The sequence below is a fragment of the Haloarcula limicola genome, assembly GCF_010119205.1.
Taxonomy (GTDB): domain Archaea; phylum Halobacteriota; class Halobacteria; order Halobacteriales; family Haloarculaceae; genus Haloarcula; species Haloarcula limicola.
On the sequence record NZ_WRXM01000001.1, the window covers coordinates 1,383,059 to 1,395,320 of the forward strand.

Here is a 12,262-nt window from a genome sequence, read left to right on the forward strand (position 1 = left end):
CTTCTCGTGAGACCACAAAAAATGCGGGGCTGAGGCCGGCGAGTCACCACTCGGCGATGCTGCCGTCCTCGTGGTGCCAGACCGGGTTGTTCCAGTTGACCTGCGTCTGGGCCTGCTTGCGGAGCGACTCCTCGTCGATCTCGATGCCCAGTCCCGGGCCGGTCGGCCGATCGACGTAGCCGTCGTCGAAGCCGAACACCGCGGGGTCGTCGAGCAGCGCCAGTCGCTGGCTGGACTCGGGGTCGTGGAGTTCGAGGTCCTGTTCCTGGACGAGGGCGTTCTGCGAGCAGAAACAGACCTGCAGACTGGCGGCGAAGGCGACGGGGCCCAGCGGGCAGTGGGGGACGACCGACACGTCGAAGGCCTCGGCCATCGAGACGATGCGGCGCATCTCGCTGATGCCGCCGACGTGCGTGACGTCCGGTTGGATGATGGAGACGGCGTCCTCGACCAGCAGTCGCTTGAAGTCGTACCGGGAGTAGTGGCGCTCGCCCGTCGAGATGGGGATGGTGGTGCGGGTAGCGATGCTCTCGAACCCGTCGCCGTGTTCCGGCGAGAGCGGCTGGTCGACGAACATCAGGTTGTAGGGTTCGAGCCGCCTGACGAGCTCGGGGGCCATCGGCTTCGAGACGCGGCCGTGGAAGTCGATGCCGAGGAACGCGTCGCGGCCGATGGCGTCCCGGAGCGCGCCGATCCGGTCGACCGCGCGGTCGACGGCCATCGGCGTCTCCAGCGGGCGGAACTCCTGGGGATAGTTGAGCTTGAACGCGCGGTAGCCCCTCTCGCGGTCCCGCTTCGCGGATTTAGCTACGTCGCCGGGGTCGTCGCCGCCGACCCACTGATAGACCATCATTCGGTCGCGGACGTGTCCGCCCAGGAGGTCGTGGACCGGCGCGCCGTAGTGCCGGCCCTTGATGTCCCACAGCGCGTGGTCGATGCCGGCGAGCGCGCTCATCAGTATCGGCCCGCCGCGGAAGTACCCCGACTGGTAGAGCTTCCGCCAGTGGTACTCCGTCCGGAGCGGGTCCATACCCAAGAGATAGCCCTCGACGAGTTCGGTGACGGCCGCCCGAACCGTCTCCAGTCGCCCCTGCACGATGGGCTCCCCCCAGCCCACGACGCCCTCGTCGGTCTCCAACTTCAGTAGCAACCACCGGGGCGGCACGGCGAACAGTTCGTAGTCGGTGATTTGCATGCGTAGGTCATCGACGAGCGACCACTTGAAACGACAGGCTCGAAACGGGCCGAGTCGTCGGGGCGAACGCGTCGAATAGACCTAGTTTTATGCCGGTGGAAACCGCTCGTTTACTCGTCCACATGAGCGCACTCGAACGCTTCTCCCTCGACGGAGAGACGGCTATCGTCACCGGGGCCGCGCAGGGTCTCGGCAAGGAGATGGCGGACGCCCTCGCGGAGATGGGGGCCGACGTCGCCATCGCGGACGTGAACTTAGAGAAGGCCGAACGAACCGCGTCCGAGCTCGACGGCGAGACCGAGGTCATCGCCGTCGAAGTCGACGTGACCGACGAATCGTCGGTCGAATCGATGGTCGAGGACGTGACCGACCGCCTCGGCCCCATCGACGTGCTGGTCAACAACGCGGGCATCGTCGAGAACTCGCCGGTCGAAGAGACGCCGATCGAATCCTGGCGGCGCGTCGTCGCGGTCAACTTAGACGGCGTCTTCCTCTGTGCGAAACACGTCGGCCGGCAGATGCTCGAACGCGGCGAGGGCCGCATCGTCAACATCTCCTCGATGTCGGGCTTCGACGTCAACGTCCCCCAGAAGCAGGCCAGCTACAACACGACGAAGGCGGGCGTCAGGATGCTGACCCAGTCGCTGGCTGTCGAGTGGGGCGACCGCGGCGTCCGGGTCAACGCCATCGCGCCGGGATACATGCGCACCGATCTCGTCGACGAGGTGCTCGCGGAGAACCCCGACATGGAGGAGACGTGGCTCGAAAACACGCCGCTCGGCCGCCTCGGCCAGCCGGAGGAACTGCGCGATCTGGTCGTCTATCTCGCGTCGGACGCCTCCGCGTACATGACCGGAACGACGGTCAACATCGACGGCGGTTACACGGCGCGGTAGAGGAGCAGAACGCGTTTTTCAGTCGTCAGTCGGTCGGCAACGCCGCGACTCGTTCTTTCGTCTCCGCCCAGTCCTCGCCCGTCGGTTCGTAGGTCGCCGTCTCGAACGACGATTCGACGAGCCGGCGGCCGGTCGCCACGTCCGGGAGCGTCCCGGCCGCGACGGCCTGCGTCAGGACGTTGCCGACGGCGGTCGCCTCGACCGGGCCGGCCGTCACCGGGCGATCGGTGGCGTCGGCGAGCAACTGACAGAACAGGTCGTTCCTGACGCCGCCGCCGCCGAGGTTGATGCGCTCGGGCGGGTCCTCGACGACGGCCGCGATCTCGTCGAAGGCCAGCGCCGTCTTCGCCACCAGGCTGTCGAGGAGACAGCGGACGATGCCGCCGCGCCCCTCGGGAATCGGCTGGTCGGTCCGGCGGCAGTACGCGCGGATCTGGTCGGGCATCGGGTCGTCGATGCTGAACGACTCGGCGTCGGGGTCGACGAGCGCCGTCCGCGCCGGCGCGTCGCGAGCGGCCGCGAGCAGGTCGTCGTAGTCGACCGACTCGTCCGCCTCGCGCCACGCGTCGCGGCACGCTTCGAGGATGAAGAAGCCGTCCACGTTCTTCAGGAGGCGGACGGTGCCGTCCGCGCCCAGTTCGTTCGAGACGCCGCGCTCGAAGGCGGCATCGGTCCGAACCGGCTCCTCGCGCTCGACGCCGAGGATGAACCACGACCCCGTGTTCAGGAACGCGGAGCCGTCAGAGAGGGGCAGCCCCGCGACGGCCGACGCCGTGTCGTGGCTCGCCGGCGTGACGAGTTCGGGCGTCGAGGGGAGGTCAGCCGCCACCTCGTCGGTGACGGGACCGAGCCGCTGTCCGGGTTCGGCGAGCGTCGGCAGCGGGCCGGTCGGTAGCGACAGGTCGTCGAGCAGGTCGGTCGCCCACGCGCGCCGCGCGGGGTCGACCATCTGCGCGGTCGAGGCGACGGTCACCTCGCCGGCCTCCTCGCCCCCCAACAGCGTCGAGAGCAGTTGGGGCATCATCAGCAGGCGGTCGGCCCGGTCGAGTAGCTCCGGTTCGCGCTGGGCAATCGTGTAGAGCTGCCAGAGCGTGTTCGGCGTGTTCCAGTTCGTGATGCCCGTCTCCTCGAAGAGCCGCCGCTTGGAAACGGCTTCGAACAGTTCCTCGCGGGCGGCCGTCGACTCGGGGTCCCGATAGGAGGTCGGGTCCCGGAGCACCTCGCCGTCGGCGAGGAGGCCGAAGTCGAGGCCCCACGTGTCGACGCCGACGGTCTCGAACGCGCCGCCCGCTTCGGCCGCCGCTTCGAGGCCCTCGACCATCCGCTCGCGGAGCGCCGAGAGGTCCCACGCGTAGCGGCCGTCCGTCTCGACCGGCCCGTTCTCGAACCGGTCGACTTCGGTCACGTCGAACGTCTCGGACGTCACTTCCCCGAGGTAGACGGTTCCGCCGCTCGCGCCGACGTCGATGGCGACGTGTTTCATGCGTGAGTCAGCCCCCTCTCACTGCCCGTAGGCGTCGAGCTTGTCGCTCAGGCGGTCGATCTCGTCGTCCGGGAGGATCTCGGGGTCGCCGATGGCCTTCGCCTGGTGGTGGATGCGCGCGCAGTACTCGACCATCAGGGCGACGGTGTAGGCGTCAGAAAGCGACTCGTCGGCGGTCAGGACGCCGTGGTTGCGAAGCAGCGTCGCGTTGAACTCCTCGCCAAGCGACTCGACGGCCGCCTCGCCGAGTTCGGCCGTCGCGTGGGTCCGGTACTCGGCGACCGGTACCTCGGTTCCCGTAAAGGAGATGAGGTAGTGCGAGGCCGGGATCGGCTCGCCGAGCGAGGCGAACGTGGTCGCGTAGGGCGAGTGCGTGTGGACGACGCCGCCCACGTCGGGGCGGGACTCGTAGACGGCCAGGTGCATCGGCAGTTCCGTCGAGGGCTCGACCTCGCCCTCGACGACCGTGCCGTCGGTCTTCACGACCGGCACGTCCGCCGGCGTCACGTCGTCGTAGGGGACGCCCGAGGGGCTGATGGCGACGAGGTCGTCGTCGAGGCGGGCGCTCAGGTTGCCGCCGGTCCCGGTCGTCAGGTCGTCTTCGAGCAGGCTGCGGCCGTATTCACAGATGGCGTTTCTCGTCTCGTAGTGTGCTAGGTCTCGTGAGGTCATAGGTGGTGTCTGAATCGGTCTCGAACCGCGTAGTCGAACGTCGGTGGGGGTCACCGGAAAGAGTACCGATTTCCCGGCTCAGTCCGAGGAGCTGCTGACGGTCTGCATTCCGTCTTCGAGGGCGAGTTCCGCCTCGGCGTCCAGTTTTCGCTGGTGGACGGTCTCGCCGGTCTTGGCGTCGAAGAGGTGGACGTCGGTGTCCGGGATCTCGACGTAGACTTCCGACCCCTCGCTGATCGGCCGCTGGCCGTCAGTCTCCGCGATGAACGTGTCCTCGTGGTCCTGCTGTCTCGGTTGCAGGTAGACGTAGGAGATGCTGCCCATCGGTTCGACCACGTCGACGACCGCCTCGAACTCGTGGCCCCCCGTCGGTTCGTCGTGGAGCGTGAGGTCCTCCGGGCGGACGCCCAGGACGAGGTCGTTCCGGTCCCCGACCGAAGACTGCATGCGCTCGGTCAGGTCGTAGTCGAAGCCGTCCGCCCGCAGCGTCCCGCCGTCGAGGCTCCCCTCGAAGAAGTTCATCGAGGGCGAGCCGAGGAAGCCGGCGACGAACTGGTTTTCCGGCCGGTAGAAACACTCCAGGGGCGTGCCGACCTGCTGGAGCTCGCCGTAGTTGAGCACGACCAGCCGGTCGCCCATCGTCATCGCCTCGGTCTGGTCGTGGGTGACGTACAGCGTCGTGACTCCGAGGTCGTTCTGGAGCCGGTTGATCTCCGTGCGCATCTCCGCGCGCAGTTTCGCGTCCAGGTTCGATAGCGGCTCGTCCATGAGGAAGACGTTCGGGTCTCGGACGATGGCCCGGCCCAGCGCGACGCGTTGCTGCTGGCCGCCGGAGAGTTCCCCGGGTTTGTTGTCCAGCAGCGCCCCGATGTCCATCATCTCGGCGGTGGACGTGACGCTCTCCTCGATGGCGTCATCGGACATGTCCGTGGACATCTTGAGTCCGAACGACATGTTCTCCTCGACGGTCATGTTGGGGTACAGCGCGTAGTTCTGGAACACCATCGCGATGTCTCGCGCACGCGGCCCGAGTTGGTTGACGATCGCATCGCCGATCTCGACGTCGCCCTCGGTCTGTGTCTCCAACCCGGCGACGATCCGCATCAGCGTCGACTTTCCACTACCTGACGGACCGACGAAGACGACGAACTCGCCGTCCGCGATGTCCAGCGAGACGTCGTCGACCGCGACGACCGACTCGGCTCCCTCTCCGAACTCCTTCGTTACGTCGTCTATCGTGATACTGGCCATTAGCAGTCCTCCGTAGTGCGGCTGTTCGCCCCTGCCGCGCGGGTGTGCTGTGCGAGCGATGCGTCGCGTCGGTGCGTCGTCGTGTTCGTTCTCATTCTTTGATCACCACGCCGAAGCTGAGACCGGCAGCGAGGTACTTGTTGACCGCGATCAGGAAGACCACGATGGGGACGATCATCGCCGTCGAGGCCGCCGCGAGCATCGACCACTCGATGGAGCGCGAGCCGATGAACGAGTAGACGAACAGCGTCACCGGCACGGCCTTGAAGCTCGTCAGCACTAATCCGAACAGCAACTCGATCCACGCGAAGATGAAGCTGATGATGGCCACCGAGAAGATGCCGGGCTTGGCCGCTGGCAGGACGACTTTCCGGAAGCCCTGGAACTGGGTCGCACCGTCGACGCGGGCGGCCTCCTCTAAGGTCTCGGGGATGCCGTCGAAGAACGCCTTCATCACCCAGACGACCAGCGAGAGGTTGATACTGACGTACATCAGGATCATCCCGATTCGCGTGTCGAAGAGATTGAGCGACTGGAAGATCACGAAGAACGGGATGACCACCGCGATGGGCGGGAGCATCCGCGAGGAAAGGATCCAGACGAGGACGTCCCGCTCCATCGGAATATCGTACCGCGAGAGGACGTACGCCGCGGGCACGCCGATGAGCAAGACGAGTATCACCGACGCGCTCACCATGAAGAGGCTGTTAGCGAACGCTGCGAGGAAATCGCCCTGCTGGACGAGCTGGATGTAGTTGTAGACGGTCGGCAGGAAGATCCAGTCCGGCGGCAGCGAGTTGGCCTGCCCCGGCGGCTTCAGCGACATCGAGACCAGCCAGTACAGCGGGAACAACACCACGAACGACCACGTCAGGAGGATAGTGTGGCGGACCGCCGTGACGAGTTTCTCCCGCGTGTCCTTATCGAGTCGCTGCGAGGAGTCGACGGGACTGCTGTCTTGGGTCGCCATCAGTCCCACACCCCCTCGAAGCCGACCTTCGCGATGATTATGTTACACAGTGCGACGACGACCACGAGGTAGACGATGGCGATGGCGGCGGCCACCGTGATCTGATTGTTGATGAACATCTGTTCGTAGATGTTGATGCTGACGAGTTGGGTCGCCGTCCCCGGGCCGCCCTGGGTCAGGCCGTAGACGACGCCGAAGGTGCGAAACAGGTCGATGAGCCGGATGAGGGTGGCGACGAACACCACGGGCTTCATGTAGGGGATGATGACGTGGACGTAGCGCCGCCACAGCGGCGCGCCGTCGACCCGCGACGCTTCGACCAGCGTATCGGGCACCGACGAGAGGCCGGCGTAGAAGATGATGAACATGAACGGCGTCCAGTTCCACGTGTCCAGCAGGATCACCGTCAACAGCGGGATGTCCGAGAGGAAGTTCGGAGCCGCGAAGGGAGTCATCGTGTTGATCACGAACGGGATGACACCGATCTCGCTGTTGAGCATGATGCGGCCGATGGTCGCCATGGAGACGGGCGCGACCGCCATCGGAACGATGAACAGCACGCGGTAGAACGACTTCGTTCGCTCGGATTCGACGCCGGCGACGAGCGCGGCTAACACGAACCCGAGCAGCGTCTCTAAGAACAGCGCGCTGACGACGACCGTGATGGTGACGACGAACGAGTGGAACGCGCCGCCGCGGGTAAAGGCCGTCCGGAAGTTGGCCAGCCCGGCGAAGTCGGCCTGGAAGACGTTCAGCGTGGCTTCCTCGATGAGCGCGAGATAGAGGTCGTAGGCACCGGGGAAGAAGGTGATCATCACCATCACCAGCACCATCGGCGCCATGAACCAGTACGGGAGGTAGTCGTTCCAGACGTCCCGGAGGCTCCCGAGGGCCGTGTCGTTCGTCGTTTCCGTTTTCGTTGGTGTACTCATTGTGGTAGTGTGGCTCGGATTGACTCGGACGGGTTACCCGCTGTAGATGTCTTCGGCGATCTCCGCCGCCCGGGTCATCGCTTCCTCGGGGGCCTTCTGCCCGGCGATGGCTCGCTGCAGTTCCTCGGAGTAGCGCTGGCCCCACTGGGGGTACTTCGGGTCGAAGGGGTCTGGCTGGGCTTCCTTCAGCGAGTCGAGCGAGACCTGCGCGAAGTTCTCGCCGACGCGCGAGCGGAACTCCTCGTTCTCCCAGACGGACTGGCGCACCGAGTACGCCGCGCTCTGCTCTAAGTGCATGTAGTTGTTCGTCGGTTGCGAGGAGGCCCAGATCATGAACAGGAAGCCCTGTTCGGAGTTCTTGGCGTTCTTCGAGGTGGAGATCTGCCAGTTGAACGCGTTCGGGCCGAACTCGCCGTCGGCCGGCCGCGGCGCCTTTGCGATCCCGATGGAGTCGCCGACCGACGAGTCGGAGCCGGTCAGGCCGGGCCAGAATAGGTTGGCGTCGGCGACGATGTGGCCGGCGCTGCCCTCCTGCATCGTCGAGAGCACGTCGGACCAGGTCATCGTAGAGATGCCCTCTGGCCCGTAGTCCCGCAGTACGTTGGTGTACCACTTCGCCGCGTTGATGACGGCGTCCGTATCGAGCCCGGAGTCCTCCGGGAACGAGGTCCAGAGTTCGCCGCCGTACTCGCGGATGAACGTGTTCAGGATGTAGATGTTCATCCCGTAGCCCTTCTGTCCGCGGCCGACAGTGCCGACGATATCGGACTCGTTCTCGTGGATGGTCTTCGCGTTCTGGCGGAACTGTTCGAGCGTCTCGGCGACTTCGAGGCCGTGCTTCTCGTAGAGGTCCTTCCGGTAGAACTGGGTCTGGACTTCGGTGGTGATCGGGATGCCGGTCCACCGGTCGCTGTAGCCGCCGCCGTGGGCCTGCCACCGGGAAGACTCGAAGAGGTCGTCGGGCTTCCACCAATCCTCGTCGTAGAGGCTGCTGTCGTTGAAGTACTGGTCCAGCGTCTGCAGCCACCCCTCTTCGCGGAACTGGTTGACGACCTGGTCCATGAAGAAGACGTCGAACTGCCCGGCCCCGGTGCTCACGTCGGTCTGTCGCTTGGTCCGGAACTGCTGTTCGGGCAGGACGTTCCAGACGACGTCGATGCCGGTCAGTTCCTCGAAGACGGGAACCGCGGGCTTGATGTTGTCGACCCAGGCGTGACTGACGGCACCGACGTTTATCTTCGAGCCCTCGAACTGCTTCCAGTCGATGTCGGCCCCGGTGTACTTATCGAGCGAGATCGGTAAGTCGCCCGAAGAACCATCGCTGCCGGTGCCGCTCGATCCGTTCCCGGTCGAGCCGCCACCCCCGCCGTCGCCGCCGTCGCCGCCGTCGCCGCCCCGCGTGCACCCCGCGAGGCCGCCGAGGAGGCCGACGCTGGCCGCTTTGATGAAGCTACGCCGCTTGTGCTGACGCCGATTGCGCTCACTTGTCATTGGTCTCCGTCTCACCTCCCAACGAATTCCTCATGGGCAATAAAGTTAATCATTTGTAGAGCACGATACACGTTACCTCACCCCCAATCGCTATGTATGAGCGGTGAAAACCGGTTGTCGTATGGAGTACGACTTCACAGACCGAACTGTTCTCGTCACCGGGAGCGGTAGAGGTATGGGCAAAGCGGCGGCGGAGAAGTTCGCAGAGAACGGCGCGAGCGTCGTCGTCAACGACCTCGACGCCGAGGTTGCGGAATCGACCGCCGCGGAGATCCGGGCGACCGGGGCCGACGCCATCGGCGTCGGCGCGGACGTGAGCGACGAGGCCGAGGTCGCCGCGATGGTCGAGACGGCGGCGGACGAATTCGGGACCGTCGACGTACTGCTGAACAATGCAGGCGTCGGCGACGCCGGTCCGTTCCTCGACGAGCAGTACGACGACACCTTCCAGCTGAACCTCGACGTCCACCTCCACGGGTCGCTGAACTGCATCCGCGAGGTCGTCGACGGGATGGTCGAGCAGGGGTACGGGAAGATCGTCAACACCACCTCGATCCACACCAAGAACGCCGTCGGGATGTCGCCGGCCTACGACGTGGGCAAGTTCAGCCTGCTCGGCCTGACCAAGAGCCTCGCGCTGGAACTCGGCCGAGAGGGAATCCGAGTCAACGCCGTCGCGCCGGGTTGGGCGGACACGCGGATGACGGACGAGTTCAGCGACGCCGTCACCGAACAGATCCTGGACAACAACCCGCTCGGGCGGTTCGCCGACCCGGAGGACGTGGCCAACGCGATGGTGTTCCTCGCGTCGCCGGCCGGCGACTACATCAACGGCCACGAGCTCCGCGTCGACGGCGGGCAGGTCCCCATCGATAGCTGGCGACTGGATAACCGATAACCCCGCGACGCACTCAGCAACAAGCTATTTATCTCGTGACCGGGATAGTTCTCCCCGTCGGACCGGGGCGTCGACCGCCGTCACCGACCGGTCACGTCACCGGAGAGACGGAGCGACCGAACCCGAGAGCGCACCTATGAGACCAGACAGACACACTCAGAAACGCACCGAGCGACCGACCACCGAAGACACCGACGGAGGCAGTTGATGCGCGCCTCCACACTCACCGACGTGGGCGAGATCACGGTAGAGGAACGCGAACGACCGGAGCCGGCGGCCGACGAGGTCCTCGTCGAGGTCGGTGCCTGCAGCGTCTGCATGACCGACTACCACATGTATCACGGCACCTTCCCCATCGAGACGCCGCTGGTGCCGGGCCACGAGGCGGCGGGCACCGTCGCCGACGTCGGGAGCGACGTCACCGGCTTCGAAGCGGGCGACCGCGTCGCGGTCAACCCGACGGTCCCCTGTAACGCCTGTTCGTACTGCAAGCGCGGGGAGACCCACCTCTGTGAGAACAACACCAGCATCGGTGGCGCGGGCGACACCATCCTCGACGGCGCGTTCGCCGAGTACGTCCGCGTCCCGGCGATCAACGTCGAGGACATCGGCGACATGTCCTTCGAACGGGCCGCGCTGGCCGAGCCGCTGGCGTGCTGCGTCCACGGCGTCGAACAGGTCGACCTCACGCCGAGCGACAGCGTCGCCATCATCGGTGCCGGCCCCATCGGGCTCCTGCTATTGCAGGCGTTCCGCAACGCCGGTGCCGCCCCCATCGTCGTCTCCGAACTCGACCCCGAGCGGCGCGAACTCGCGGCCGAACTCGGCGCGGACGCCGTTATCGACCCCGACGAGGTCGACCCGGAGGAGGCCATCCCCGAGGCCGCGGGCGGCCCGGTGGACGTCGGCGTCGAGGCCATCGGCCTCGTTCCGACCATCGAACAAGCCAACGCGGTGACCACCAAGGGCGGGTCGACGCTCATCTTCGGCGTCCCCGAACAGGACGCCACGCTGGAGGTCAGCCCGTTCGACGTGTTCTTCGACGAAGTGGGCTATCGGGGGTCGTACTCCCTGACCACCGAGGACTTCGAGCGAGCGATCACGATGCTCCGGTACGGCCGCGTCGACGCCGACTCGCTCATCACGGAGCGAATCGGGCTCGACGAGTTGCCGACGGCGTTCGAGCGGATGGGCGACGCCGAGGGCCTGAAGAAAGTCGTCGTCCCCGATCGCGACTGACCGCCCCGTAGCGACGTGTTCACTTCCTTCTCTGTAACCGCACCACGCACCCGAACCGCGATTTCCACGTCGCGGCAGCGATGTGTTCTTCTCTGCAGAACGAATAGATTTCCGCTGCTACACGCGCAAACGAACCGTATATATCCGAAAAACCATGATAGATTTGGCGTGCGAACTGTTGACAAAGGCAGAAGCGTTCTGCTCTAAAGAACAAGCTTTTGACCCTCCCGTTCGTAGCGTCCGTATGGACGACACACCGGAGTACGCCGTCGAAGCGACCGGAACCTCGCTGTCGGTCCTCGAAGCGCTCGTCGCCCACGAGGGACCGCTAGGCGTCACGGCTCTGGCCGACCGCGTCGACGTCTCGAAGAGCGTGGTCCACAATCACCTCTCGACACTTCGCGCACACGGCTACGTCGTCAAGCGGGTCGACGGCTACGAACCGTCGCTGCGGACGCTGAATCTGGGCAACCGGACGCGGGAGAAACTGCCGGTCTACCGGGACGCAAAGCAGGCTCTCGACAACCTCGCGGCCGCCAGCGGCGAGACCACCACGCTGTTCGTCCTCGAAGCGAACGCGGCCGTCCCGGCGTACATCTCGCAGCCGTCGAACGGGTGGGACCCCGAGTTTCGGGAGGGCGAGCGGCTCCCGATTCACGTCAACGCGCCCGGGAAATCGATACTGGCGTCGCTGCCCGACGACCGCGTCGAGGAGATATTAAACGGCACTCAACTCCGCGCACAGACCGAAGCGACCATCACCGACGCCGACGCGCTCGAAGACCAGATCAGCCGCGTCCGAGACGACGGCATCGCGTTCTGCAGAGAAGAACATTACGAGGGGATCGTCGGCGTCGCCGCGCCGCTCCAGACGGGCGAGGAAGATTACGTCGCCGCACTCGGCGTCTGTGGCCCCGTAGACCGACTGAGCGGCCGATACCTCGAAGAGGACATCACCGGCCAAGTGCTCAGCACTGCGAAGTCGGTGCAGGTCACGCTCACGAGCAACTGACAGCCGACCTACCGGTCTCCATAACACTGGTACGTTCGTTATCTCCCACTCTGTTCTGATATCCGTCCGATGTCGATATTCGGCTCGGTATAGGTATCTATCTCATCGATATCTCCCTACTCGCCATATCTATCGATATGATTCTCGCTAATCCGGGCTAGTTTCTCTAATTTTGGTATTATAGTTCTCTTTTTAGAATATCTATCTGTGAAAATGCGCTAAG

The 12,262-nt window shown here is 65.2% G+C and carries 11 protein-coding genes; 4 read left to right on the forward strand and 7 right to left on the reverse strand.

The genetic code is table 11. The annotated features are described in order from the left end of the window. Window positions 1-43: 43 nt before the first annotated feature. Window positions 44-1,195, reverse strand: a complete 1,152-nt coding sequence (gene dgoD / locus GO488_RS07075) for a galactonate dehydratase (protein ID WP_162317067.1) — start codon at window positions 1,193-1,195, stop codon at window positions 44-46. Between the two features lie 122 nt (window positions 1,196-1,317). Between dgoD and GO488_RS07080 the strand changes: the two genes are divergently transcribed. Continuing rightward, complete coding sequence (locus GO488_RS07080; RefSeq protein WP_162317068.1) at window positions 1,318-2,091, forward strand: SDR family NAD(P)-dependent oxidoreductase; 774 nt, start codon at window positions 1,318-1,320, stop codon at window positions 2,089-2,091. 25 nt (window positions 2,092-2,116) lie between these two features. Here the strand turns inward: GO488_RS07080 and GO488_RS07085 are convergent, their stop codons facing one another. The 6 genes from GO488_RS07085 to GO488_RS07110 all read right to left on the reverse strand — a co-directional run bounded on the left by GO488_RS07085 (window position 2,117) and on the right by GO488_RS07110 (window position 8,890). Continuing rightward, window positions 2,117-3,574, reverse strand: coding sequence for a rhamnulokinase (locus GO488_RS07085; protein ID WP_162317069.1), 1,458 nt, complete (start codon window positions 3,572-3,574; stop codon window positions 2,117-2,119). 18 nt (window positions 3,575-3,592) lie between these two features. After that, window positions 3,593-4,246, reverse strand: a complete 654-nt coding sequence (locus tag GO488_RS07090) for a class II aldolase/adducin family protein (protein ID WP_162317070.1) — start codon at window positions 4,244-4,246, stop codon at window positions 3,593-3,595. A 78-nt stretch (window positions 4,247-4,324) separates the two neighbouring features. After that, window positions 4,325-5,497 (reverse strand): ABC transporter ATP-binding protein, encoded by a 1,173-nt coding sequence (locus GO488_RS07095; RefSeq protein ID WP_162317071.1) that lies wholly within the window; start codon window positions 5,495-5,497, stop codon window positions 4,325-4,327. Between the two features lie 91 nt (window positions 5,498-5,588). Then, window positions 5,589-6,467, reverse strand: a complete 879-nt coding sequence (locus tag GO488_RS07100) for a carbohydrate ABC transporter permease (protein ID WP_162317072.1) — start codon at window positions 6,465-6,467, stop codon at window positions 5,589-5,591. Then, the gene (locus GO488_RS07105; RefSeq protein WP_162317073.1) at window positions 6,467-7,399 is read right to left on the reverse strand and encodes a carbohydrate ABC transporter permease; all 933 of its coding nucleotides are present in this window, start codon (window positions 7,397-7,399) and stop codon (window positions 6,467-6,469) included. The genes GO488_RS07100 and GO488_RS07105 overlap by 1 nt, the downstream gene beginning before the upstream one ends. A 33-nt stretch (window positions 7,400-7,432) precedes the next feature. Beyond that, window positions 7,433-8,890, reverse strand: coding sequence for an extracellular solute-binding protein (locus tag GO488_RS07110; protein WP_162317074.1), 1,458 nt, complete (start codon window positions 8,888-8,890; stop codon window positions 7,433-7,435). Window positions 8,891-9,011: 121 nt separating this feature from the next. On the opposite strand from GO488_RS07110, the gene GO488_RS07115 reads away from it, so the two are divergent. From GO488_RS07115 to GO488_RS07125, 3 genes are all read left to right on the forward strand, one after another. After that, window positions 9,012-9,788 (forward strand): SDR family NAD(P)-dependent oxidoreductase, encoded by a 777-nt coding sequence (locus tag GO488_RS07115; protein ID WP_162317075.1) that lies wholly within the window; start codon window positions 9,012-9,014, stop codon window positions 9,786-9,788. A 207-nt stretch (window positions 9,789-9,995) separates the two neighbouring features. Next, window positions 9,996-11,027, forward strand: coding sequence for a galactitol-1-phosphate 5-dehydrogenase (locus tag GO488_RS07120; protein ID WP_162317076.1), 1,032 nt, complete (start codon window positions 9,996-9,998; stop codon window positions 11,025-11,027). 244 nt (window positions 11,028-11,271) lie between these two features. Further along, on the forward strand, window positions 11,272-12,039 hold the full coding sequence (locus tag GO488_RS07125) for an IclR family transcriptional regulator (RefSeq protein WP_162317077.1): 768 nt from the start codon (window positions 11,272-11,274) through the stop codon (window positions 12,037-12,039). Window positions 12,040-12,262: the final 223 nt, after the last annotated feature.